Annotated in this window: 23 protein-coding genes; 15 read left to right on the top strand and 8 right to left on the bottom strand. The window is 67.3% G+C overall.

Annotation, left to right across the window (positions count from 1 at the left end; all coding sequences use genetic code 11):
- The first annotated feature begins 118 nt into the window (after positions 1–118).
- The 5 genes from ahcY to I6H87_RS05815 all read left to right on the top strand — a co-directional run bounded on the left by ahcY (position 119) and on the right by I6H87_RS05815 (position 4,075).
- Positions 119–1,537 (top strand): adenosylhomocysteinase, encoded by a 1,419-nt coding sequence (ahcY, locus tag I6H87_RS05835; protein WP_011614423.1) that lies wholly within the window; start codon positions 119–121, stop codon positions 1,535–1,537.
- Between the two features lie 71 nt (positions 1,538–1,608).
- Positions 1,609–1,959, top strand: coding sequence for a phage holin family protein (locus I6H87_RS05830; RefSeq protein WP_011614424.1), 351 nt, complete (start codon positions 1,609–1,611; stop codon positions 1,957–1,959).
- Positions 1,960–2,020: 61 nt separating this feature from the next.
- On the top strand, positions 2,021–2,851 hold the full coding sequence (gene metF / locus I6H87_RS05825; protein WP_011614425.1) for a methylenetetrahydrofolate reductase [NAD(P)H]: 831 nt from the start codon (positions 2,021–2,023) through the stop codon (positions 2,849–2,851).
- An 8-nt stretch (positions 2,852–2,859) separates the two neighbouring features.
- On the top strand, positions 2,860–3,219 hold the full coding sequence (locus tag I6H87_RS05820) for a TfoX/Sxy family protein (protein WP_011614426.1): 360 nt from the start codon (positions 2,860–2,862) through the stop codon (positions 3,217–3,219).
- 97 nt (positions 3,220–3,316) lie between these two features.
- Complete coding sequence (locus tag I6H87_RS05815; protein WP_011614427.1) at positions 3,317–4,075, top strand: Mut7-C RNAse domain-containing protein; 759 nt, start codon at positions 3,317–3,319, stop codon at positions 4,073–4,075.
- Here I6H87_RS05815 and I6H87_RS05810 read toward each other — a convergent pair.
- Positions 4,072–4,656, bottom strand: a complete 585-nt coding sequence (locus I6H87_RS05810; RefSeq protein ID WP_011614428.1) for a 5-formyltetrahydrofolate cyclo-ligase — start codon at positions 4,654–4,656, stop codon at positions 4,072–4,074. The genes I6H87_RS05815 and I6H87_RS05810 overlap by 4 nt on opposite strands.
- 105 nt (positions 4,657–4,761) lie before the next feature.
- Between I6H87_RS05810 and I6H87_RS05805 the strand changes: the two genes are divergently transcribed.
- The 4 genes from I6H87_RS05805 (at position 4,762) to I6H87_RS05790 (ending at position 10,018) form a co-directional block, all read left to right on the top strand.
- Positions 4,762–6,714 carry a lytic transglycosylase domain-containing protein gene (locus I6H87_RS05805; RefSeq protein ID WP_010813338.1) on the top strand — a complete coding sequence of 651 codons (1,953 nt, stop codon included), beginning with the start codon at positions 4,762–4,764 and terminating at the stop codon, positions 6,712–6,714.
- A 106-nt stretch (positions 6,715–6,820) separates the two neighbouring features.
- Positions 6,821–7,843 (top strand): complex I NDUFA9 subunit family protein, encoded by a 1,023-nt coding sequence (locus I6H87_RS05800; RefSeq protein ID WP_011614429.1) that lies wholly within the window; start codon positions 6,821–6,823, stop codon positions 7,841–7,843.
- 185 nt (positions 7,844–8,028) lie between these two features.
- Complete coding sequence (locus I6H87_RS05795; RefSeq protein ID WP_011614430.1) at positions 8,029–8,727, top strand: glutathione S-transferase family protein; 699 nt, start codon at positions 8,029–8,031, stop codon at positions 8,725–8,727.
- 55 nt (positions 8,728–8,782) lie between these two features.
- Positions 8,783–10,018, top strand: a complete 1,236-nt coding sequence (locus I6H87_RS05790) for a multifunctional CCA addition/repair protein (RefSeq protein ID WP_011614431.1) — start codon at positions 8,783–8,785, stop codon at positions 10,016–10,018.
- 188 nt (positions 10,019–10,206) lie between these two features.
- Here the strand turns inward: I6H87_RS05790 and I6H87_RS05785 are convergent, their stop codons facing one another.
- From I6H87_RS05785 to I6H87_RS05765, 4 genes are read right to left on the bottom strand one after another with little or no spacing between them, the layout of a single operon-like run.
- Positions 10,207–10,644 carry a universal stress protein gene (locus I6H87_RS05785; RefSeq protein ID WP_011614432.1) on the bottom strand — a complete coding sequence of 146 codons (438 nt, stop codon included), beginning with the start codon at positions 10,642–10,644 and terminating at the stop codon, positions 10,207–10,209.
- 41 nt (positions 10,645–10,685) lie between these two features.
- A complete protein-coding gene (locus tag I6H87_RS34260) occupies positions 10,686–10,973 on the bottom strand; it encodes a hypothetical protein (protein WP_010813343.1) in 288 nt (95 codons plus the stop codon).
- Between the two features lie 54 nt (positions 10,974–11,027).
- Complete coding sequence (locus I6H87_RS05770; protein WP_010813344.1) at positions 11,028–11,222, bottom strand: DUF2905 domain-containing protein; 195 nt, start codon at positions 11,220–11,222, stop codon at positions 11,028–11,030.
- Positions 11,223–11,238: 16 nt separating this feature from the next.
- Positions 11,239–12,438: a class I SAM-dependent methyltransferase gene (locus I6H87_RS05765; RefSeq protein ID WP_010813345.1), complete on the bottom strand. Its 1,200-nt coding sequence runs from the start codon at positions 12,436–12,438 to the stop codon at positions 11,239–11,241.
- 15 nt (positions 12,439–12,453) lie between these two features.
- Here I6H87_RS05765 and I6H87_RS05760 point away from each other — a divergent pair, with 15 nt between their 5' ends.
- The 3 genes from I6H87_RS05760 to ttcA all read left to right on the top strand — a co-directional run bounded on the left by I6H87_RS05760 (position 12,454) and on the right by ttcA (position 14,850).
- Positions 12,454–13,308: an SDR family oxidoreductase gene (locus I6H87_RS05760; protein ID WP_010813346.1), complete on the top strand. Its 855-nt coding sequence runs from the start codon at positions 12,454–12,456 to the stop codon at positions 13,306–13,308.
- A gap of 86 nt (positions 13,309–13,394) precedes the next feature.
- The gene (locus tag I6H87_RS05755) at positions 13,395–13,796 is read left to right on the top strand and encodes a dihydroneopterin aldolase (RefSeq protein ID WP_011614433.1); all 402 of its coding nucleotides are present in this window, start codon (positions 13,395–13,397) and stop codon (positions 13,794–13,796) included.
- 109 nt (positions 13,797–13,905) lie between these two features.
- Positions 13,906–14,850: a tRNA 2-thiocytidine(32) synthetase TtcA gene (gene ttcA, locus I6H87_RS05750; protein ID WP_011614434.1), complete on the top strand. Its 945-nt coding sequence runs from the start codon at positions 13,906–13,908 to the stop codon at positions 14,848–14,850.
- 64 nt (positions 14,851–14,914) lie between these two features.
- On the opposite strand, the gene I6H87_RS05745 is transcribed toward ttcA, so the two are convergent.
- On the bottom strand, positions 14,915–15,742 hold the full coding sequence (locus I6H87_RS05745; RefSeq protein WP_010813349.1) for a DUF6279 family lipoprotein: 828 nt from the start codon (positions 15,740–15,742) through the stop codon (positions 14,915–14,917).
- A gap of 290 nt (positions 15,743–16,032) precedes the next feature.
- Between I6H87_RS05745 and glmU the strand changes: the two genes are divergently transcribed.
- Both glmU and glmS read left to right on the top strand, forming a co-directional pair.
- A complete protein-coding gene (glmU, locus tag I6H87_RS05740) occupies positions 16,033–17,397 on the top strand; it encodes a bifunctional UDP-N-acetylglucosamine diphosphorylase/glucosamine-1-phosphate N-acetyltransferase GlmU (RefSeq protein ID WP_011614435.1) in 1,365 nt (454 codons plus the stop codon).
- A 117-nt stretch (positions 17,398–17,514) separates the two neighbouring features.
- Complete coding sequence (glmS, locus tag I6H87_RS05735) at positions 17,515–19,353, top strand: glutamine--fructose-6-phosphate transaminase (isomerizing) (protein WP_011614436.1); 1,839 nt, start codon at positions 17,515–17,517, stop codon at positions 19,351–19,353.
- 76 nt (positions 19,354–19,429) lie between these two features.
- Here glmS and I6H87_RS05730 read toward each other — a convergent pair whose 3' ends face one another.
- Both I6H87_RS05730 and I6H87_RS05725 read right to left on the bottom strand, forming a co-directional pair.
- On the bottom strand, positions 19,430–19,816 hold the full coding sequence (locus I6H87_RS05730; RefSeq protein ID WP_232626213.1) for a TetR/AcrR family transcriptional regulator: 387 nt from the start codon (positions 19,814–19,816) through the stop codon (positions 19,430–19,432).
- 181 nt (positions 19,817–19,997) lie between these two features.
- Positions 19,998–20,939, bottom strand: a complete 942-nt coding sequence (locus tag I6H87_RS05725) for a LysR family transcriptional regulator (RefSeq protein WP_010813353.1) — start codon at positions 20,937–20,939, stop codon at positions 19,998–20,000.
- A gap of 106 nt (positions 20,940–21,045) precedes the next feature.
- Here I6H87_RS05725 and I6H87_RS05720 point away from each other — a divergent pair, with 106 nt between their 5' ends.
- Entirely contained in the window at positions 21,046–22,038 is a 993-nt protein-coding gene (locus I6H87_RS05720) for a Bug family tripartite tricarboxylate transporter substrate binding protein (RefSeq protein ID WP_010813354.1), read from the top strand.
- Positions 22,039–22,233 lie beyond the last annotated feature (195 nt).

The following is a 22,233-nucleotide window of genomic DNA, read 5'->3' as shown; positions in this document are numbered from 1 at the left end:
GTCCGCACGGAGGCGAGTCGACCTATCCGCGTGCTTCGCATGTGCCCTTGCGCCATGCCACGGCTGCCAGATTCCCCGTACTCGTCACCTGCGTGCCACTCTTCACCGGGAGTGAAACATGAACGCTGTGACCGACCTGAAGCAAGACTACCTCGTCGCCGACATCAACCTGGCCGGCTGGGGCCGCAAGGAAATCGCCATTGCCGAGACCGAGATGCCCGGCCTGATGGCGATCCGCGACGAATTCGCAGCGGCGCAGCCGCTCAAGGGCGCGCGCATTGCCGGCTCGCTGCACATGACGATCCAGACCGCCGTGCTGATCGAGACGCTCAAGGCACTGGGCGCCGACGTGCGCTGGGCCTCGTGCAACATCTTCTCGACGCAGGACCACGCCGCTGCCGCGATCGCCGCAGGCGGCACGCCCGTGTTCGCGTTCAAGGGCGAATCGCTGAAGGAATACTGGGACTTCACCCACCGCATCTTCGACTGGGCGGACGGCGGCACCCCCAACATGATCCTGGATGACGGCGGCGACGCCACGCTGCTGCTGCACCTGGGCGCGCGCGCCGAGAAGGACCAGTCCGTGATCGCCAAGGCCACCAGCGAGGAAGAAACCTACCTGTTCGCCGCGATCAAGGAAAAGCTGGCCAAGGACCCGAGCTGGTACAGCCGCAACCTGGCAGCCATCCGCGGCGTGACCGAGGAAACCACCACCGGCGTGCACCGCCTGTACCAGATGGCCCAGAAGGGCGAACTGCGCTTCCCGGCCATCAACGTCAACGACTCGGTGACCAAGAGCAAGTTCGACAACCTGTACGGCTGCCGCGAGTCGCTGGTGGACGGCATCAAGCGCGCCACCGACGTGATGATCGCCGGCAAGGTTGCCATCGTGGCCGGCTACGGCGACGTGGGCAAGGGCAGCGCACAGGCGCTGCGCGCGCTGTCGGCCCAGGTGTGGGTGACCGAGATCGACCCGATCTGCGCGCTGCAGGCCGCGATGGAAGGCTACCGCGTGGTGACCATGGACTACGCCGCCGAGCATGGCGATATCTTCGTCACCTGCACCGGCAACTACCATGTCATCACCCATGACCACATGGCGAAGATGAAGGACCAGGCCATCGTCTGCAATATCGGCCACTTCGACAACGAGATCGACATCGCCTCGATCGAGAAGTACGAATGGGATGAGATCAAGCCGCAGGTCGATCACGTCAAGTTCCCGGACGGCAAGAAGCTGATCATCCTGGCCAAGGGCCGCCTGGTGAACCTGGGCTGCGCCACCGGCCACCCGTCGTACGTGATGAGCAGCTCGTTCGCCAACCAGACCATCGCCCAGATCGAACTCTGGCAGGAACGCGACAGCGGCAAGTACCCGGTCGGCGTCTACACGCTGCCCAAGCACCTGGACGAGAAGGTGGCGCGCCTGCAGCTGCGCAAGCTGAACGCGCAGCTGACCGAGCTGACCGAACAGCAGGCCGCGTACATCGGCGTGAAGAAGGAAGGCCCGTACAAGGCCGACCACTACCGCTACTGATCCGCACAGGAAGGCAGGGCTCCCCCTCCCGCTTGCGGGAGAGGGGGAGAAACCACATTCAAGGAGCCGTCATGAGATTACTGGTCGTCTGGATCATCAACGCTGTTGCGCTGTTCGTGCTGCCATACATCATCTCGTCGATCCACATCCAGAGCTTTGGCTCGGCGATGCTGGCGGCGCTGGTGCTGGGCCTGGTCAATACGCTGATCCGTCCGATCCTGGTGATCCTGACGCTGCCGGTCACGCTGCTGACGCTGGGGCTGTTTATCTTCGTCATCAACGCGCTGCTGTTCCTGTTTGTCGGCAACCTGCTGTCGGGCTTTACCGTCGGCGGTTTCTGGGCGGCCCTGCTGGGCTCCATCCTGTACAGCGTGATCTCGTGGCTGCTGGCCAGCCTGCTGCTGGGCGAACGCACCGCCTGACGCGGCCTGCACTGACACGAATCCCATACCGCGCGCCGCGCCAACGCGGTGCGCCACCATCATGCAAGACCGCTACTTCAGCTTTGAATTCTTCCCGCCCAAGACGGCGGAGGGCACGGAGAAACTGCGCAACACGCGTGCGCAGCTGGCCCCGCTCAAGCCCAAGTACATCTCGGTGACGTTCGGCGCCGGCGGCACCACGCAGCAGGGCACGCTGGACGCGGTGCTGGAAATCCAGCGCGAAGGCATCGAGGCCGCGCCGCACCTGTCGTGCGTGGGCTCGTCGCGCGAGAGCATCCGCGCTATCCTGCAGCAGTACCGCGACGGCGGCATCCGCCATATCGTCGCGCTGCGCGGCGACATGCCCTCGGGCATGGGCGAGATCGGCGAGTTCCGCTACGCCAACGAACTGGTCGAGTTTATCCGTGCCGAGACCGGCGACTGGTTCAACATCGAAGTCGCGGCCTACCCGGAGTACCACCCGCAGGCCAAGTCTCCGCGCCACGATCTCGAGAACTTCGTGCGCAAGGTCAAGGCCGGCGCCAACTCGGCGATCACGCAGTATTTCTACAACGCTGACGCCTACTTCCGCTTTGTCGATGACGTGCGCGCGACGGGCCTCGAGGTGCCGATCGTGCCGGGCATCATGCCGATCACCAACTACACGCAGCTGATGCGCTTCTCCGAGTCGTGCGGCGCCGAAGTGCCGCGCTGGGTGGCCAAGCGGCTGGAGAGCTTTGGCGACGACCGCGAATCGATCCGCGCCTTCGGCCTGGACGTGGTCACCGCGCTGTGCGAGCGCCTGCTCGCAGCGGGCGTGCCGGGCCTGCACTTCTACACGCTCAATGCCGCCGGCGCCACCAAGGCGATCTGGCAGCGCCTGAAGCTGTAAAGCCCGCCATGGCCACGCGCCGCCCCGATCCCTTCATCGAACATCTGCTCGAGCTGATGGGGCCGCTGGCGGCGCGCATCGGTCCCATTACGGCCAAGCGCATGTTTGGCGGCCATGGTCTGTTCTATGACGGGCTGATGTTTGCGCTGGTGTCGCGAGGCACCTGCTACCTGAAGGCGGATGACGCCACGCGCGGCAAGTTCGAGGCCGAGGGCAGCGAACCCTTCCGCTACCAGTCGGCAAAGCGTGAGGTCACCATGCGCCACTACCTGAGCCTGCCGCCGGCGGCGCTGGAATCGCCCGGCGCGATGACGCCATGGGCGAAGCTGGCGGTGGAGGCGGCGCTGCGGCTGGGGAATGCGGGCTGAGTGTTTGCTCCCCTCTCCCGCAAGCGGGCGAGGGGAGCCTGCTGCGGGCGCTTGTGGTGCTCCCACGATGCCTGCGATCGGTGCCATACTCGGCACCATGGTCACCGCCACCTTCCGCTTCTACGAGGAACTGAACGACTTCCTCGCGCCGGACCAGCGCCGGCGTGACTTGTCCTGCGCCTGCGCGCGCGCCGCCACGGTCAAGCACATGATCGAGGCGCTTGGCGTGCCGCATACCGAAGTCGAGCTGATCCTGGTCAATGGCGAATCGTCCGGGTTCGAGCGGCAGCTGTGCGATGGCGACCGGGTCTCGGTCTATCCCAAGTTCGAACGGCTCGACGTGTCCCCGCTGCTGCGGGTACGCGAGCAGCCGCTGCGGGTGATGCGCTTTGTCGCCGACGCGCACCTGGGCGGCCTGGCGCACCTGCTGCGCATGACCGGCTTCGACACCCTCTACGACAACCATTTCGAAGACAGCGAGATCGAGCGCATCGCCGTCGACCAGGGCCGCGTCGTGCTGACGCGCGACCGCGAGCTGCTCAAGCGCCGCGGCATCACCCACGGCTGCTATGTGCGCGCGATCAAGTCGCAACTGCAGGTGCGGGAGATCTTTGCGCGGCTGGACCTGGCGCGCAGCGCACGGCCGTTTTCGCTATGCCTGGACTGCAATGCGCCGCTGCGCTCGCTGGATGCGGCGGGTGCGGCCGGGCGCGTGCCGCAAGGGGTGCTGGAGCGCCATCGCAGCTTTGTCACCTGCGACCAGTGCCGGCGCGTGTTCTGGGAGGGCTCGCACTGGCGCTGCATGCGTGCGCTGGTGGACGAGCTGGTGCGGCGCGACGAGGCCAAGCAAGGTTAGAACGCGCCGGATTCCGTGACGATCCAGTCCATGGCGATGTCATGCGGCTGCGCCTGCAACGGTGCCCGGCAGTTTTCGTAGCCAATGCCGATCGCCACCGGCCGCTGCGCCATGGCCGCCAGCGTGCGGTCGTAGAAGCCGCCGCCGTAGCCCAGGCGGAACTTGTCCGGGCTGAACCCGACACAGGGAATGAGCAGCGCGTCGGGCGTCGCGGCCTCAGTGCCGTCCGGCACCGGGATGCCGTAGTGGCCGGTGGCCATGGGCGTGTCCGGTGTCCACAGGTGGAAATCCAGCGGCGCGCCCGGGCGGCTGACCGACGGCAGCGCGGCGCTGCGGCCAGGCATGGCGGCGAGCCAGATGCCGACCGCGTCGCGTGCGTCGAACTCCTGCTGGATCGGCCAGTAGAAACCGAGGCAGCGCACGGCCAGGCCGGCCAGCAATCCAGACAGCGCGGCGGCGATGCGCGCGTCGGCTTCGGCGCGTGCGGGCAGGGCGGCGCGCTGCGCCAGCAACTGCGTGCGCAGTGCGCGACGGTCTTCGGCGGCGGGGGTGGGTGCGGTCGTGGCAGGAGTGGATGACATGGCGTGGGATAATGCCCCTCGTCCGAACCAACACGAACGGCGGAACCGCGGCTGGGCACAAGATTGCAGGCGCCGGCGCCGCCGTCATCGACAAGGAAGCAAAGAATGCTGAAGGGAGTATATCTGCAGCGTGCCGGCCGGGCCGCCTGGATCGCGCTCGCATGTGCACTGCTTGTCACGCCCGTCCATGCGCAGAAGCGCCCGCAGGCGGTGTCGCGCCCGCAGGCGGCGGTGATCCCGAGCGATCCCGACGAGGCCTTCACCGCGCTGCGCGAAGCCGCGCGCAAGAACGACGTGGAGCGTGCCTACGCGATCTCGGCCACGCTGGTGGACTACCCGGTCCCGTCCTATGTCGAGTACTTCCGCATCAAGCCGCAATTGTTCGACGCCAGCGGCCTGGCGCGCATCGATGCGCCCGACGACCAGGTGCGCGTGTTCCTGCAGCGCTACAAGGGCGACGCCATTGCCGACCGCATGCGCAATGACTGGCTGCTGGTGCTGGGCAAGAAGCGCGACTGGGCCAATTTCGATGTCGAATATCCGCAGTTCGCGCTCAAGGACGATACCCAGGTCGAGTGCTATGCGCTGCTGTCGCGCGCGCTCAAGGGCCAGAACGTGGCCGCCGATGCGCGCAATGTGCTGAGCGACCCCAGGTACTACGGCGAAGGCTGTGTCGACCTGATCGGCTACCTGGCGCAAAGCCAGCAGATCCAGCGCAGCGATGTCGCCTACCAGGCGCGGCTGGCGCTGGAGCAGAACTATGTCACGCTGGCCGGCAAGATCGCCGCGCTGGTGCCCGACGCGCGCGCGGATGGCGATACGCTCGCCACCATCGTCAAGATGGCGCGCAGCGACCCGTCGCAGGCTGCCGCCTACCTCGGCACGGCCCAGGGCGCGCTGTCGCGCGACGAGCAGGGCGCGGCCTGGGGCGTGATCGGCCAGTTCGCGGCCAGGAAGCTGTTGCCCGACGCGGCCGGCTACTACCGCCGCCAGATGGACCTGGGCGGCAACCAGTGGCTCTCCGACGACACCCAGGAATGGCGCGTGCGCGCCGCGCTGCGCCAGGGCGACTGGAAGCAGGTGCGCCAGGCGGTGGAGCTGATGCGCCCCGAACTGCGCGCCAAGGACCCGGCCTGGATCTACTGGTATGGCCGCGCGCTCAAGGCCGACGGCCGCGACACCGAGGCCCAGCAGAACTTCCAGCAGATCGCCGGCCAGTTCAACTTCTACGGGCAGCTGGCCAGCGAAGAGCTGGGCAACCGCATCACGCTGCCGGCGCGCACCACCGTCAGCGACGCCGAGGCCATGGCCATGCGTTCGCGCCCCGGTTTTCAGCGGGCGCAGAAGTTCTACAACATGAACCTGCGCTTCGAAGGCAACCGCGAGTGGAACTGGGAACTGCGCAATATGAGCGACCGGGAGCTGCTGGCCGCGGCCGAGTATGCGCGCCGCCTGGAGCTGCTGGACCGCACCGTCAACTCCGCCGACCGCACCCGCAACGAACATGATTTCACGCTGCGTTTCCTGATGCCGTACCGCGACATCATGCAGCGCGCCACCGACGATGTCGGCCTTGACATGGCGTGGGTTTACGGCCTGATCCGCCAGGAATCGCGCTTCATCATGAATGCGCGCTCGTCGGCGGGCGCACATGGCCTGATGCAGGTGATGCCGGCCACGGCCAAGTACGTCGCGCGCAAGATCGGCATGAACGACTTTTCGCCGTCGATGATGGGCGATCCCAATATCAACATCCTGCTTGGCACCAATTACCTGAACATGGTGCTGACCGACCTGGACAGCTCGTGGACGCTGGCTTCGGCTGCGTACAACGCCGGCCCGGGCCGGCCCAAGGCCTGGCGCAGCACACTGGTGCGGCCGGTGGAAGGCGCGATCTTTGCAGAGACCATTCCGTTCAATGAAACGCGCGGCTATGTGAAGAATGTGCTTTCCAACGCCACGTACTATGCTGCATTGATGAGTGGCCGTCCGCAGTCGCTGAAATCGCGCCTGGGCATGGTCGCGCCGTCGGCGGTGACTACCACCAGCCTGCCCTGAAATTGCCCCTGCGGGGGCGGGCAGGACGGGCCCTGCCGGGACGATCCGGCGGGCCCGGGCTGGCTCAGGGTGCCGCGGCGTGCAGTTTTCTTGGCACGGAGGCATCATGCAGACCAGCAACGTCCTCGTTATCGGTGGCGCCGGCTTTATCGGCAGCCACCTCGTCTCGCGCCTGGCCGGGGCTGCCTCGGCCTCGGGCGCGCCGCTTGAGCCTGGCGCCAACCCCGATTCCCCCATCGCCCCCGACCGCATCGTGGTCGGCACGCGCAATATCGAGCACGCGCAGCACCTGCTGCTGCTGCCGCGCGTGGAAGTGGTGGAGCTGGGCCTGGCCGACAATGCCGCGCTGGACGACGCCATCGGCTCGCTGGGCGTGGATGGCATCGTCGTCAACCTGGTGGGTGTGCTGCACGGCGAGCGCGCCGACCCCTACGGCGAAGCCTTTGCCAGCGCGCATGTGGAGATGGTGCGGCAGATCGCGGCGTCATGCCTGTCCACCGGCGTGCGCCGGCTGTTGCATATGAGCGCGCTGGGCGCGGACAGCAATGGGCCGTCGATGTACCTGCGCAGCAAGGGCGACGGCGAGCGCGTGGTGCGTGCCAGCGGGCTGGACTGGACCATCTTCCGGCCCTCGGTGGTGTTCGGCCCCGACGACCATTTCCTGAACCTGTTCGCCCACATGCAGCAGATGGCCCCGGTGGTGCCGCTGGCGTGCGCGCATGCGCGCTTCCAGCCGGTATTCGTGCAGGATGTGGTGCAGGCCTACCTGAATGCCATGGTGAACCCGGCAACCATCGGCCACGGCTATGAGTTGGGCGGCCCGCGGGTCTATACACTGGAAGAGCTGGTGCGCTTTGCCGGCCGCGCTTCCGGGCATCCGCGCCCGGTGATCGCGCTGCCCGATGCGCTGGCACGGGTGCAGGCCACCATCATGGAGCATATGCCGGGCGAACCGATGCTGTCGCGCGACAACCTCGACTCGATGCAGCTCGACAATGTGCTGGAGCACCCGGTCGCACCCGAACTGAACCTGCATCCGGTCAGCCTGGAGTCGGTCATGACCGACGCGCTGGCCGGGCGCAACCGCGATACCGCGATGACGCATATGCGGGCCAGCGTGCACCGCTGACGCGCCGGCAGCCCGGTGCGCCCTATGTGACCGGATTTCATATCGGTTGCTAGCGCAATTCACTTTGACGCGGGCGGCAGCACTGGCAGAATGACCAGTCCGGCGCGCGGCCGCCACGCCGTCCTGCAGGCGGCAGGCGCCGCGCCTGCGCCGTCTCCCTCCGTTTCCTCCCCCAAGGACCCACGATGAAGCTTGTCATCGGCAACAAGAACTATTCCTCCTGGTCGCTGCGTCCGTGGCTGTTGCTGCGCCAGGCCGGCATTGATTTCGAAGAAGTGCAGGTGCGCCTGTTCACCGGCAGCTTCGCCGCCGAGATCGCGCGCTACTCGCCCGCGGGCAAGGTGCCGGCGCTGGTCGATGGCGAGGTCACGGTGTGGGATTCGCTGGCGATCTGCGAATACCTGGCCGAGCGTTTCCCGGAAAAGAACCTGTGGCCGGCCGAGCGCGCCCAGCGCGCGGTGGCGCGCGCCGTCTGCGCCGAGATGCATTCGGGCTTCGGCAACCTGCGCAGCCAGTTGCCGATGAACGTGACCGCGGTGCTGCCCGGGCGCGGCTGGAACGTGGCCGTGCAGCGCGACGTGGAGCGCATCGCCGCGATCTGGGAAGGGCTGCGCCAGCAGCACGGCGCGAACGGGCCGTTCCTGTTCGGCGGGTTCACCGTGGCCGACGCGTTCTTTGCGCCGGTGGTGAGCCGCTTTGCCACCTATGGCATCCACCTGCCCGATGACGCCGAGGACGCCAAGGCCTACGCCGACTTCATGCTGGCGCTGCCGGCAATGCAGCAATGGATTGCCGGCGCACGCGAGGAGCGCGACTTCCTGGCCGACGACGAACCCTACCGGCTGGCCCCTGATCGTCCCGATGCGATAATCATCAACCACTGAGCAATACCCGCCGGCGGGCCAGGTCCGGGCGCCGGCACATGACGAGGCCAGAACGATGCAGGTGTATGCCGTCGGCGGCGCGATCCGCGACGAATTGCTGGGCAAGCCCAGCCAGGACCGCGACTACGTGGTAGTGGGCGCGACCCCGGCGCAGATGGAAGCTGCCGGCTACAAGCCGGTCGGCAAGGACTTCCCGGTGTTCCTGCATCCGCGCACCAAAGAGGAATACGCGCTGGCCCGCACCGAACGCAAGACGGCGATGGGCTACAAGGGCTTTGCCTTTTATTGCGAGCCCGATGTCACGCTGGAAGACGACCTGGTGCGGCGCGACCTCACCATCAACGCGATGGCGCGCGCGGTCGATGCCGACGGTAACCTGACCGGCCCGGTCATCGATCCGCACGGCGGCCAGCGCGACCTGGCCGCGCGCCTGTTCCGCCATGTCTCCGACGCTTTTGCCGAAGACCCGGTGCGCATCCTGCGCGTGGCCCGCTTTGCCGCTCGCTTCCATGAATTCGGCGTCGCCGCCGAGACCATGCGGCTGATGCGTGAGATGGTCGCCGCGGGCGAGGTCGACGCGCTGGTGCCCGAGCGCGTCTGGCAGGAGCTGGCGCGCGGGCTGATGGAAGCGAAGCCGTCGCGCATGTTCGAGGTGCTGCGCGAATGCGGCGCGCTGGCGCGGCTGCTGCCCGAGCTGGAGCGGCTGTGGGGCGTGCCCCAGCGCGCCGATTACCATCCGGAAATCGATACCGGCGTGCACGTGATGATGGTGATCGATCAGGCCGCCGCCATGGGCGCGCCGCTCACGGTGCGCTTTGCCGCGCTGGTGCATGATCTGGGTAAGGGCACCACGCCCGCAGACGTGCTGCCGCGCCATATCGGTCACGAATCACGCAGCGCGCAGCTGCTCGAAGACGTCTGCGTGCGCCTGCGCGTGCCCAATGAATGCCGCGACCTGGCGCTGGTGGTGGCGCGCGAGCACGGCAATATCCACCGTTCGCAAGAGTTCAGCGCCGCGGCGGTGATGCGCCTGCTCGAGCGCTGCGATGCGCTGCGCAAGCCGGCCCGCTTCGCCGAGGCGCTGCAGGCCTGCGAGGCCGACCTGCGCGGGCGCAAGGGCTTCGAGTCGAGCGCCTACCCGCAGGCGGCGCGCCTGCTGGCGGCGCTGGAGGCGGCGGCGGCGGTCGACGCCGGCGCTATCGCGCGTGCCTGCGGCGATGACGTCGGCCAGATCCGCGACCGTGTCCAAGCGGCGCGCGTGGCGGCGGTGGCGGCGCGCATCGGCGGTTGAGCGCAGCGCACCGGGCGCACCGGCGCGCTAGGTCCTGTTCCGCAGATAACTTGCCAAAGTGAAATTGTCCAGTTGGCTGTCAGGCTAGGCGCGAGGAGGCGCCATAGCCGTAGCTATGGCAACGACGAGCAACGACGCACGGCGGCCAACTGGGCGATTTCATGGCAAGGTATTTGCGGAACAGGACACTAGCGGTAGACCAGCACCGGGATCTTCGTGTGCGTGAGCACCTTCTGCGTCTCGCTGCCGATCACCAGCGCCTGCATCCCGCGCCGCCCGTGCGAGGCCATCACGATCAGGTCGCACTTCCTTGCCTCGGCCTCATCGACGATGGCCTGGAAGATGTGGTCGACGGTGGGGCAGGCGATTTCGCAGGGCACGCCGGCCGCGGCAGCCTCCTGCACGATCGTCGCCAGGTAGGCCTCGGCCTGCCGGTAGGCTTCCTGCATGAAGCGTTGCCGGGTTTCCTGGAGCATGGCGGTCTGCAGGCGCATCACGTCATAGTGCGCAACGACCTGGATCGCGGTAAGGCGGGCCTGTATCGAGCTGGCCAGCGCGATGGCTTTGCGGTAGGCCGTATCGGACAGGTCCGAGCCGTCGACCGCTACGAGCAGATGCTTGAACATTTGGATCTCCTTGTAAGGCGTCACCGCGCCGCAGCAGTGGTTCAGGCGCCAAGAAACAACCTGCCGACCTCCGGGTCCCGGCCCAGTTCGCTACCCGTTCCGGCCATGGCCAGCTGGCCGGCCACCAGGACATAGCCGACCTTCTCCGTATCGAACGAGCCGGCACGCTCGAAGGCGTCGGCGAAGGCCAGCACCGCGGCGGTGGACCCGGCTGCCTGGTATGGCGCCTCGTAGCGGTACTCCTTCTCGAAGCGCTGCGCATACTGGTCGGCCGTGCCGAACCAGCGGACCTTGTAGCTCAGCGTGCGGTCCCATTGCGAGCCGCACACCGCGAATTCGGCACTCTTGCCGAATTGCCGCTGCCGTCGAAGGGATTCCGAAAACTACAGCAGCTTGCCGATCGCCAGCGCCATCAGCGAAATCAGGATCGTCGACGCAAACGGAAGCACGAATTCGCGCCCGAAAACGCGGAAGCGCACGTCGCCGGGCAGCCGTCCCAGTCCGATCCTCTGCAGCCATGGCAGCGCCGCGGACAGGATGATCACGCTCAGGAAAATGGTCAGGGTCCAGCGCAGCATGGCGGCTCCGGTGCCGTTACAAGGTATGGCAGCGGTCGCCGCGGGTAAAGCCGTCCATCGGTTCGCTGTCGTCCAGGCCGCGCGTGAGCGCGATCACCTTGAACAGCTCGCCCATCTCGGCTTCCGACAACAGCTTCTGCACCGCATTGGCCTGCGGCAGGAAGGCGCGGGCGTCGGACGGGTCCAGCGCCATCAGCAGCTCGGTGATGCCTGCATTCATCAGGAAGCGCGCCTGCGAGGCAAAGCCCGCCACGGTCAGTCCCGCATCCACCGCGGCGAGCGCAATGCCGCTGAAATTCACGTGCGCGGTGATGTCCTGCAGGCCCGGGTACAGGAACGGGTCCGGGTGCGCATGATGGCGGTAGTGGCACATCAGCGTGCCGCCGGCGCGCTGCGGGTGGTAGTACTCGCCCGCCGGGAAGCCGTAGTCGATAAAGAAGGCCGCGCCGCGCGCCAGCATGGCGCCGACCGCGCGGATAAAGCCCTCGGCCTCGGCATGGGTCTCGGTAACGAGGTCGTGGTCGCCCGGGATGGCGCGCAGTGCCTCGGGCATGTCGGCATCGGCCAGCGGGCGGTCCTCGAAGCGGAAGGCGGGGGCGGCATCGTCGCTGCGCGCTACGCTGTGCACTACGCCGCGCTCATGCCAGCGGCCGCCGCTGCGTGCGTAGAGCTGCACCGGCATCGCATCCAGCACTTCATTGCCGACGATCACGCCTTCAAAGCTGGCCGGCAGCGTATCGAGCCAGGTGACGCGGTCCGCCAGGTGCGGCGCGCGCTGCGCCAGCGTGGCCTGCTGGCGCGCACGCAGTTCGCCCGACAGCTCGACGATGGCGTACGTGTCCGGCAACTGGCCTTCCTGCTCCAGCCCCAGCAGCAGGTCCGCCGCCAGCCGGCCGGTGCCGGCGCCGAATTCCAGCATGCGCGGCAATCCCTGTGCCATCAGCGGCGCGAACTGGCGCGCCAGCGTGCGCGCGAAGAAGGGGCTCAGTTCCGGGGCGGTGATGAAGTCGCTGCCGTCGCGGGCATCGCGCCCGAACTTGGCCGAACCGCCGCTGTAATAGCCCAGGCCGGGCGCGTACAGTGCCAGCGCCATATAGCGGTCAAAGCCGATCCAGCCGCCGGCCGCATCGATGGATTCGCCAATGCGGGCCGTAAGGGTATCGGACGCGGCCTGCGCGTCGGCGGGGGGAAGGGGTAAACTAGCGGCTTTCTGCATCCTGCGATTGTAGCAATGCCCGCATCCAAGACTCCTGCCAGCCAGACCGCTGACCAGACCCATAGCCAGACTGGTAGCCAGCGCGCCACCGCCCGCGGCGTGGCGCTGGTGACCGGCGGCGCGCGCCGCCTGGGCCGCGCCATCGCGCTTGAACTGGCGGCGCAGGGCTGGGACGTGGCCGTGCACTGCCATCGCTCGGTGGACGAGGCCGAGGCCCTGGCCACGCAGATCCGCGCGCTGGGCCGCCGTGCCGCGGTGCTGCGCGCCGACCTGGCCGACGAGGCCGCCACCGGCCGCCTGGTGGCCGACTGCACCGCCGTGCTGGGCGTGCCCGCTTGCCTGGTCAACAACGCTTCGCTGTTCCAGTACGACGTGGCGACCAGCTTCTCATATGCGTCGCTGGATACGCATATGCGCACCAACGTCGCCGCGCCGCTGCTGCTGGCGCGGGAACTGCACAAGGCGCTGGGCGCCGCCGCCGGCAAGGACAAGGCCGCCGAACCGCGCGGGGTGGTGATCAACCTGCTGGACCAGAAGCTGGATAACCTGAATCCGGACTTCCTGTCCTACACGCTGTCCAAGGCCGCGCTGCAGACCGCCACGGTGCAGCTGGCCCAGGCGCTGGCGCCGCGCCTGCGCGTGGTGGGCGTGGCCCCGGGTATCACGCTGGTGTCGGGCGAGCAGTCCGAGCAGAGCTTCCGCCGCGCGCACCGGGTGACGCCGCTGGGCCAGTCATCCACGCCCGAGGACATCGCCCAGGCGGTGGCCTACCTGGCGCAGGCGCGCGCCGTGACCGGCACCACGCTGTATGTGGACGGCGGCCAGCACCTGATGCCGCTGGCGCGCGACGTGATGTTCCTGACCGAGTAAGCTGGAAGCCAGCAACCGAATACCGTAGTGCCTGATGTGCCGCGCCCGCCGGGCGCGGCTTCCTTTTCCCCCTCAGCAGCCCGCTCATGACCATGCTCGCCGCCCTTTCCCACCCCAGCCTGCAAGACTGCCGACGCATGTTCCTGCGCAACTACGAAGTGCAGATCAATATCGGCGTGCACGAATTCGAGAAGAAGGGCGAACAGCGGGTGCTAATCAATATCGACCTGTTCGTGCCGCTGGCGCAGAGCACCCCGCAGGCCGACAAGCTCGACGAAGTGGTCGACTACGACTTCATGCGCAACACCGTGGCCGAGCGCATGGCGCAGGGCCACGTGCACCTGCAGGAAACCTTGTGCGACGACGTCGCGCGCGCCATGCTGAAGCATCCCAAGGTGCGCGCGGTGCGTGTCTCGACCGAGAAGCCCGACGTGTACCCGGACTGCGATTCGGTCGGCGTCGAGGTCTTCCATATCAAGCAGGCCTGAGTCGCGGTTCCACTGGCGCCAGCACCGTGCGGGCGCCTAAAGTAAAATGTTGCCCCTTCGCGCCGCGCCGGCCATTCCATCCGGCGGGCGCCACGCAACAGGATGCTCCATGAGCCACTCTAACAACTTCTACCGCCTCGAGACGAGGCTGCAATCGCAAACCGGCAAGGCCATCGGCGACTTCGGCATGATCGAGGACGGCGACACCGTGCTGGTCTGCATGAGTGGCGGCAAGGACTCGTACACCATGCTGTCGGTCCTGATGGCGCTGCAGAAGCGCGCGCCGATCAAGTTCAAGCTGATCGCGATGAACCTGGACCAGAAGCAGCCCGGCTTCCCGGAACACATCCTGCCGGAGTACCTGAAGTCGGTCGGCGTGGAATATGTGATCGTCGAGGCGGATACCTACTCGATCGTCAAGGAGAAGGTGCCCGAGGGCAAGACCACCTGCTCGCTGTGCTCGCGCCTGCGCCGCGGCGTGATCTACCGCACCGCCAAGGAGCTGGGCGCCAACAAGATCGCGCTGGGCCACCACCGCGACGACATCGTCCAGACCTTCTTCCTGAACATGTTCTTCGGCGGCAAGATGAAGGCGATGCCGCCCAAGCTGTCGACCGACGACGGCCAGCACATCGTGATCCGCCCGCTGGCGTATTGCTCGGAGAAGGACATCGCGTCGTACGCGCGCGCCATGGAATTCCCGATCATCCCGTGCAACCTGTGCGGCTCGCAGGAAAACCTGCAGCGCAAGAAGGTCAGCGAGATGCTGCAGGACTGGGAGCGCCAGAACCCGGGCCGTATCGACAATATCTTCTCGGCGCTGCGCAACGTGGTGCCGTCGCACCTGGCCGATACCGACCTGTTCCCGTTCACCGGGCTGGCCACCGGCCTGGCCAAGGTGGATGAGGCGTCACTGTTCGGCGAAACCACCTTCCAGCAGCAGCCGCTGATGTTTGCCGGCAACGTGGAAGAGAACCGGATGGAGTTCGTGCGCTTCGAGCGCCCGCCCGCGGCTGCTGCGGCACCGGCGGCGGAGCAGGCCGGCACGCAGTAGCGCCAGCGCCCGCCGCATGGAAAAACGCCCGCTTGCGCGGGCGTGCTTCGTTTTGGGCAGGGCTTCAGTTTGTCGCCGCCGACTGCACCGGGGCGTTTGCCTTCTCGCGTATCAGCGCATGCGTGTCGTCGATCCATTTCTGGAACCGGTCTTGCGCATGCGCTTTCTGCTGCGGCGTGGTCATGTTGGCGATGGCCACGGTCAGCGCGATGCCCGCATTGATGCTGGCCTCGTGGCTGGCGGCATGCTTGGCTGGCGGGTTCTGCCAGTATTCGCGGAAGCGGCGCAGCACGTCTATCACCTGCGCCTTGGGCGGCTGCGTGGCCTGCACGTAGCGCACCATCCTGAGCCATTCCTGCTGCCGGGCGACGCGCTCGGCGTAGCGCGCCTCGGCATTCTGCACCACCGGGCCCATCCTGGCGCGGATGGCCTTTTCCTGATCGCTGGAGAAGTTGCCGTAGACCAGCCTCGCGTAGTCCATCACCTTGTCATAGCGAGCTTCCTCGCGCTCGGCAGGGTCTGGATTCAGGAATTTCTTGCGGTACTTGGCATTGCCCTCGGCAAATTTCTTTTCCATGCGGCCGATCTGCTCAGGCGTCAGCGTCAGCAACAGGTCGGCGAGGTCGGGCATCGCCTGTTCGAACGACTTGCGCGCCAGTTGCTGCGAGGCATCCTGGAAGTGCTCGACCGTGGCCGGGGTCACCGGTTGGCGCACGTCGGCCTTGGCCTGCTGCAGCAAGGTGGCGATTTCCGGCAACTGCGCCTTGCGATGCCAGGCAAAAAAGCGTGCAATGGCCTCGCGCGTGAGCGGTTCCTGGGCCGTGCTGACATCGACGTAGTTGTCGATCCACCAGTAGGCCAGGTGGTCACCCTGCTGGTATCCCAGCTTCATGGCGCTGCAGGCGCACAAGGCCGCCGCGCCCAGAATCGCGAAAATCCGCCGGGCCCAGCAATTGTGAAATTCGGAAACGACGGTCTGATGCGCAGAAACCGCCATGTTAAAATCGGCGCGCATCGCAACCGGGCCACCCAGATGACTGCCAGCCAAGTCCTGGCAAGGGTTTGCGGGATTATGCGCAGGCCTGGCTGCAGGTTTTCGCCAAGCCTGGCGGCGCAGTCCGCCAAACACCCGGCTGGCGTTTTCAAGAATATTTTCGGACACACTCACCTAGGGGTCTCCTTGTGAATATCGTCATTCTCGCCGCGGGCATGGGCAAGCGGATGTATTCCGATTTGCCCAAGGTACTGCACCCGGTAGCCGGGCGGCCCATGCTCGCGCATGTCCTGGACACGGCACGTGCGCTGTCGCCGTCGCGGCTGGTGGTCGTGGTCGGCCACGGTGCCGCGCGCGTGCGCGAGGCCGTTGCCGCCGACGATGTCGCCTTCGCCGAACAGCCCCAGCAGCTGGGCACGGGCCATGCGGTGATGCAGGCACTTCCCTTGTTGGACGACAGCCAGCCCACGTTGGTTCTGTATGGTGACGTTCCGCTCACCAGCGCTGCCACGCTCCAGGCACTTGTGGCCGAAGCCGGCACCCAGCGCTTGGGCGTGCTGACCGTGGAAATGCCCGACCCGACCGGCTACGGCCGCATCGTGCGCGATGCCGCGGGCAGCATCGTCCGCATCGTCGAGCAGAAGGACGCCAGCGAGGCCGAGAAGGCAATCCGCGAGATCAACACCGGCATTATCGTGTGCCCCACCGGCCACCTGCGCAAGTGGCTGTCGACGCTGCGCAACGACAATGCCCAGGGCGAGTACTACCTGACCGACACGGTCGAGCGCGCCGTGGCCGATGGCGTGGAGACTGTCTCGGCCCAGCCGGCGGCGATCTGGGAGACGCTCGGCGTCAACAGCAAGCTGCAGCTGGCCGAGGTCGAGCGCATCCACCAGGGCAACCAGGCCCGGCGGCTGCTGGAAGCCGGCGTAACGCTGCTGGATCCGGCCCGCATCGACGTGCGCGGCGAACTGAGCTGCGGGCGCGACGTCACCATCGACGTCGGCTGCGTATTCGAAGGGCGCGTGCACCTGGAAGACGGTGTGCGCATCGGCGCCCATTGCGTGATCCGCAACAGCACCGTCGGCGCCGGCGCCCAGGTGCACCCGTTCTGCCATATCGACGAGGCCAGGGTTGGCCCCGCCGGGCGCATCGGGCCGTACGCGCGGCTGCGCCCCGGCACCGAGCTGGGCGAGGACGTGCATATCGGCAACTTTGTCGAGGTCAAGAATGCCCAGGTGGCCGCGCACAGCAAGGCCAACCACCTGGCTTATGTGGGCGATGCCACGGTGGGGTCGCGCGTCAATATTGGCGCGGGTACCATCACCTGCAACTATGACGGCGTGAACAAGCACCGCACCGTGATCGAGGACGATGTCTTTATCGGCTCCGACACCCAGCTGGTGGCCCCGGTGACGGTGCGCCGCGGCGCCACGCTGGGCGCCGGCACCACGCTGACCAAGGAGGCGCCCGCCGACAAGCTGACGCTGTCGCGGGCCAAGCAGCTGACCATCGACGCCTGGCAGCGGCCGGTCAAGCAGCCGAAGAAGTAAGCGTCAGAGGGCCGCCCGCGGGCGGCCAGGGCACGCGCCGCCTCGGCGAGGCGGCGCCACAGGATTCATACCGGCGCCTGAGGTCTACGGGCAGGCGCCAGCAAACGGGGGTTCAGCATGTGTGGCATCGTCGGCGCGGTTTCCACGCGCAATATCGTTCCGGTCCTGATCGAAGGGCTGCGCCGCCTGGAGTATCGCGGCTATGACTCGTGCGGCGTCGCCGTCGTGCGCGACGATGCGGTCGAGCGTGCGCGCACCGTGTCGCGCGTGGCCGACCTGGAGGCGCAGACGCAGGCTTCCGGCCTGTCCGGCTTCACCGGCGTGGCGCATACGCGCTGGGCCACGCATGGCAAGCCCGATACCGTCAACGCGCACCCGCACCTGTCGGGCGAGACCATCGCGCTGGTGCACAACGGCATCATCGAGAACTACGAGCCGTTGCGCGAAGAACTGCGCGCGGTCGGCTACGGCTTTGAATCGCAGACCGATACCGAGGTGGTTGCCCACCTGATCCACCAGGCCTACACCTACCCCAGCAGTGCCACGCGCGGCGACCTGTTCGCCTCGGTGCGCGCGGTGACCAAGCGCCTGCACGGCGCCTACGCCATCGCCGTGTTCGCCAAGGACCAGCCCGGCCGCGTGGTCGGCGCGCGCGCCGGTTCGCCGCTGGTGGTGGCGCTGGGCGAGAACGAGGCCTTCCTGGCCTCCGACGCGCTGGCTGTGGCCGGCACCGCCAACCGCATCATCTACCTGGAAGAGGGCGATGTGGTCGAGCTCACGCTGGACGGCGTGACCATCCACGACGTCGACGACCATCCGGTCGAGCGCGAGGCGCGCGTGGTCGAAGCGCACGCCGCGTCGGTGGAGCTGGGCCCGTACCGCCACTTCATGCAGAAGGAGATCTTCGAGCAGCCGCGCGCGCTGGGCGACACGCTGGAAGGCATTGAAAGCATTTCGCCGGAGCTGTTCGGCAGCGGCGCCGCCGAGGTCTTTGCCGGCATCGACAGCGTGCTGATCCTGGCCTGCGGCACCAGCTATTACTCCGGCTGCACCGCCAAATACTGGCTGGAGAGCATTGCCAGGATCCCGACCCAGGTCGAGGTCGCCAGCGAATACCGCTACCGCGAGACCGTGCCCAATCCGCGCGCGCTGGTGGTGGTGATCTCGCAGTCCGGCGAGACCGCCGACACCATGGCCGCGCTGCGCCATGCGCGCGCGCTTGGCCACGTGCACACGCTGGCGGTCTGCAACGTGGCCACCAGCGCCATGGTGCGCGAGACCGAGCTGCGCTTCCTGACGCGCGCCGGCACCGAGATCGGCGTGGCCTCGACCAAGGCCTTCACCACGCAGCTGGCCGCGCTCTACATGCTGACGCTGGCGCTGGCCAAGGTGCGCGGCCTGCTGACCGAAGACGCCGAGGCCAAGGCCCTGACCAACCTGCGCCACCTGCCCGCCGCGCTGCATGGCGTGCTGGCGCTGGAGCCGCAGATCATCGCCTGGTCGGAAGACTTCGCGCGCCGCGAGAACGCATTGTTCCTCGGCCGCGGACTGCATTACCCGATCGCCCTGGAAGGCGCGCTCAAGCTCAAGGAAATCTCCTATATCCATGCCGAGGCCTACCCGGCGGGCGAGCTCAAGCACGGCCCGCTGGCACTGGTCACCGAAGCCATGCCGGTGGTCACCGTCGCCCCCAACGACGCACTGCTGGAAAAACTCAAGTCCAACATCCAGGAAGTGCGCGCCCGCGGTGGCCGCCTGTACGTGTTTGCCGACAGCGACACCCAAATCCAGTCGTCCGACGGCATCCAGGTGATCCGCCTGCCCGAGCACTACGGCGATCTCTCGCCGATCCTGCACGTGGTGCCGCTGCAGCTGCTGGCCTACCACACGGCCTGCGCGCGTGGCACCGACGTGGACAAGCCGCGTAACCTGGCGAAGTCAGTGACGGTGGAGTAAGGCGCGGGCAGCCCCGCTGCGCTTGCTGGAAGAACCAAGAGGCCCCGCGGGGCCTCTTGGCATTGGCGGCGCGTGGCTATGCCACGTACAGCAGGAACGCCCGTGCCATCTCCATATCCAGCCGCCGGTCCGACAGCGCAAAGGTGCTGTCGCGGTTGATCAGCGCGTACAGCAGCGTGCCGGCCAGCGCCTGGTGCGCAAAGCGGATGCGCAGTTCCAGTTCCGGCGAGGCGCCCGCCGGGTGGAGTTGCGCAAGCGGCTCGGCCATGCCCTTGCGCAGCGTGGCCAGCACCAGGGCTTGCAGCGCCCTGAAATAGCTATCCTTGCCTTCGAAGCGGCTGTAGAACGCGCCGGTCGTGACGCCGGCCTGCGCGCAGATTTCCTGGATCGAGACCTGTTCCAGCGTGCGCTCGCAGCAGCCGGCGGCCGGCTTCCAGCAGCAGCAGCGTGGTGCGCAGGCCACGCGAATAGCGCGGTGCGATCCTCGCCATCGACGCATCGGTGTCGTCGCTGGCCGGCCTGTACGTGGACAACCCTGAGCGCTCGCGCCGCCGGCTGGCCGCGCACCTGCCGTCGCGTGTCGAAGCTGTGCAGCCCGCGGTCGCTGCTGGCTGAATCCCCAACGCCCGGGCCATGACCTGGGCCTACAGCGCGGCACCGCCGCCGGCTTGCGCCACTGCTTCATGCACCAGCGCCGCGAAGACGCGCATGGCCGGCGACGGTGAGCGCCCGGCCAGCGACACGATCCCATACTGCGCCCTCAGCTCGGTTGGCGGGTGCATCGGCAGGGCCACGGCCAAGCCTTGCGCGCAGGCCTCGGCCATCATCGCCACGGGTACCAGCGCCACGGCATCGACGGCCAGCAGCAGCGAGCGCAGCGCGTGCATGTCGTTGCAGGTGACGGTCATCAGCCCGGGCGCGTCCTCGGAAACCGGGCCGCTGCCACCGCTGGCTTGATGCAGTGCCTGCCGGAAGAAGCGCAGGATATGCGCCGGCAGCCGCGTCCCTGCCACCGGATAGGCGCGCAGCTCGGCCAGGGTGACTTCGCGCTGCCGCGCCAGCGGGTGCCCGCTGCGCACGAAGAATGCCGTTTCCAGTGCCGGCAGCCGGTCAATCTGCAGGTGTCCCAGTTCCGCCAGGCTGCGGCTTTCGCCTACAAAGACATCGAGGCGTTCCGCTTCGAGCGAACGCCGCATGGCCGGCGTGTCCGCGGTCTCCAGGTCGATGCGCAGATGCGGGTAGCGCCGCACCAGCGTCTCGAGCACGGGATCGAGCAGGAACGATGCCGCGAACGGCCCGAAGCCCGCGCGGATCGTGCCGATCTCTACTTCCTCCAGCAGTTGCAGGTCGCGCCGCAACTCGCGCTGTTCGCGCAGCATGCGGCGCGCGCGTTCGAGCGCCAGCATGCCCGCCGCGGTTGGCCGCACCTTGCCGTAGCTGCGGTCGATCAGCGGCCCCAGGTCCGCTTCCAGCGCCTGGATGCTGCGGGTGAGCGCCGGCTGCGACAGGTGCAGGGCGCCGGCGGCTCGGGCAAAACTGCCTTGCTCGACCAGCGTGACGAAGTGATGCAGCTGCCTTAGACCCATGAATTAATCATTCTTGCATCAAAAACTGAAAAATATTGCATTGGACGTAATTTCTCAAGCCAGCTAACGTTGTCCCCCAAAACCATAAGGACGACCTGGAGACGACATGAACCGACGCGCATCGCTCGCGCTGGCCGCTGGTGGGCTGATTGGCGGGCTTTCGCTCAGCCTGGCCCTGCCCGCCGCGGCACAGACCTATCCCGCCAAACCAATCCGCATCGTGGTGCCTTATGTGGCCGGCGGCGGCACTGACACCATCGCCCGTGCCATGGGCGAAAAGCTCAGCAAGCGCCTGGGCCAGCCCGTGGTGGTGGACAACAAGGCGGGCGCCTCGGGCATCATCGGCACCGACGCCGTGGCCAAGGCCGCGCCGGATGGCTACACGTTGTTGATGACCCTGACGCAGTCGGTGCTGACCAACCAGTTCCTGTACCAGAAACTGCCCTACGACCCGCGCAAGGACCTGACCATGATCAGCGTGCTGGCCGATGCGCAGCTGGTGCTGGTGGCCCATCCGTCGGTGCCGGCGCGCACCGTGCGCGAACTGGGCGATTACGCGCGCAGCCGGCCGGGCAAGCTCAGCTATGCCTCGTGGGGCGTGGGTTCGCTGTCGCACCTGAGCGGCGCCTACTACAGCAAGCTGGTGCATGGCCAGGCCGCGCACGTGCCCTACAAGGGCGAGGCGCCGATGATGCAGGACCTGCTGGGCGGGCAGGTGCAGTTCGGCTTTGCCAGCATCCTGACCGCCAAGCCCTATATCCAGAGCGGCAAGCTCAAGGCGCTGGCGGTGACCGGCACGCAGCGCAGCAGCGCGCTGCCTGACATGCCCACCTTCGCTGAGTCCGGCATGCAGGACAGCGCCTTCAAGACCGTCGGCTGGATCGGCCTGGTGGCGCCGGTGGGCGTGCCCGCGCCGATTCTCGCCAGGCTTGAAGGCGAAGTGCGCGCCATCCTGCAGGCGCCCGACATGCAGGAGCGACTGGTCGCGCTGGGGCTGCGCACGGTGGGCAGCTCGCCGGCCGAGGCGCAGGCGCTGTATGCGCGCGACTGGCCGGTGCTGAAGACGCTGGTGGCGGATTCGGGCGCGAAGCTCGACTGATTTTCACGGGTGGCTCCCGATGGCGGGCGGCGCGGCAATTGCCGTGTGCGCCCGCTCTTCTATTTGCACGATGCCGAGCGAAGCGCTTTTGAAAACCGAATGGAAACCATTGGTATTCGCATCCGCAATGGCGCGTGAAAACCCGGTGAAAATGCGGCGGCGAGGCCGAATCTGCTTGATGTCCGCTCTTGCCGG

This window comes from Cupriavidus necator, from assembly GCF_016127575.1.
GTDB lineage: Bacteria > Pseudomonadota > Gammaproteobacteria > Burkholderiales > Burkholderiaceae > Cupriavidus > Cupriavidus necator_D.
The sequence above is the reverse complement of the archived record's forward strand: the minus strand, read 5'-3'. Positions and strand labels throughout refer to the sequence as shown.

Excerpts from the sequence above, each read along its gene's own strand:
- ahcY (WP_011614423.1), top strand. The coding sequence starts at position 119 with ATGAACGCTGTGACCGACCTGAAGCAAGACTACCTCGTCGCCGACATC.
- I6H87_RS05830 (WP_011614424.1), top strand. The coding sequence starts at position 1,609 with ATGAGATTACTGGTCGTCTGGATCATCAACGCTGTTGCGCTGTTCGTG.
- metF (WP_011614425.1), top strand. The coding sequence starts at position 2,021 with ATGCAAGACCGCTACTTCAGCTTTGAATTCTTCCCGCCCAAGACGGCG.
- I6H87_RS05820 (WP_011614426.1), top strand. The coding sequence starts at position 2,860 with ATGGCCACGCGCCGCCCCGATCCCTTCATCGAACATCTGCTCGAGCTG.
- I6H87_RS05815 (WP_011614427.1), top strand. The coding sequence starts at position 3,317 with ATGGTCACCGCCACCTTCCGCTTCTACGAGGAACTGAACGACTTCCTC.
- I6H87_RS05810 (WP_011614428.1), bottom strand. The coding sequence starts at position 4,656 with ATGTCATCCACTCCTGCCACGACCGCACCCACCCCCGCCGCCGAAGAC.
- I6H87_RS05805 (WP_010813338.1), top strand. The coding sequence starts at position 4,762 with ATGCTGAAGGGAGTATATCTGCAGCGTGCCGGCCGGGCCGCCTGGATC.
- I6H87_RS05800 (WP_011614429.1), top strand. The coding sequence starts at position 6,821 with ATGCAGACCAGCAACGTCCTCGTTATCGGTGGCGCCGGCTTTATCGGC.
- I6H87_RS05795 (WP_011614430.1), top strand. The coding sequence starts at position 8,029 with ATGAAGCTTGTCATCGGCAACAAGAACTATTCCTCCTGGTCGCTGCGT.
- I6H87_RS05790 (WP_011614431.1), top strand. The coding sequence starts at position 8,783 with ATGCAGGTGTATGCCGTCGGCGGCGCGATCCGCGACGAATTGCTGGGC.
- I6H87_RS05785 (WP_011614432.1), bottom strand. The coding sequence starts at position 10,644 with ATGTTCAAGCATCTGCTCGTAGCGGTCGACGGCTCGGACCTGTCCGAT.
- I6H87_RS05770 (WP_010813344.1), bottom strand. The coding sequence starts at position 11,222 with ATGCTGCGCTGGACCCTGACCATTTTCCTGAGCGTGATCATCCTGTCC.
- I6H87_RS05765 (WP_010813345.1), bottom strand. The coding sequence starts at position 12,438 with ATGCAGAAAGCCGCTAGTTTACCCCTTCCCCCCGCCGACGCGCAGGCC.
- I6H87_RS05760 (WP_010813346.1), top strand. The coding sequence starts at position 12,454 with ATGCCCGCATCCAAGACTCCTGCCAGCCAGACCGCTGACCAGACCCAT.
- I6H87_RS05755 (WP_011614433.1), top strand. The coding sequence starts at position 13,395 with ATGACCATGCTCGCCGCCCTTTCCCACCCCAGCCTGCAAGACTGCCGA.
- ttcA (WP_011614434.1), top strand. The coding sequence starts at position 13,906 with ATGAGCCACTCTAACAACTTCTACCGCCTCGAGACGAGGCTGCAATCG.
- I6H87_RS05745 (WP_010813349.1), bottom strand. The coding sequence starts at position 15,742 with ATGAAGCTGGGATACCAGCAGGGTGACCACCTGGCCTACTGGTGGATC.
- glmS (WP_011614436.1), top strand. The coding sequence starts at position 17,515 with ATGTGTGGCATCGTCGGCGCGGTTTCCACGCGCAATATCGTTCCGGTC.
- I6H87_RS05725 (WP_010813353.1), bottom strand. The coding sequence starts at position 20,939 with ATGGGTCTAAGGCAGCTGCATCACTTCGTCACGCTGGTCGAGCAAGGC.
- I6H87_RS05720 (WP_010813354.1), top strand. The coding sequence starts at position 21,046 with ATGAACCGACGCGCATCGCTCGCGCTGGCCGCTGGTGGGCTGATTGGC.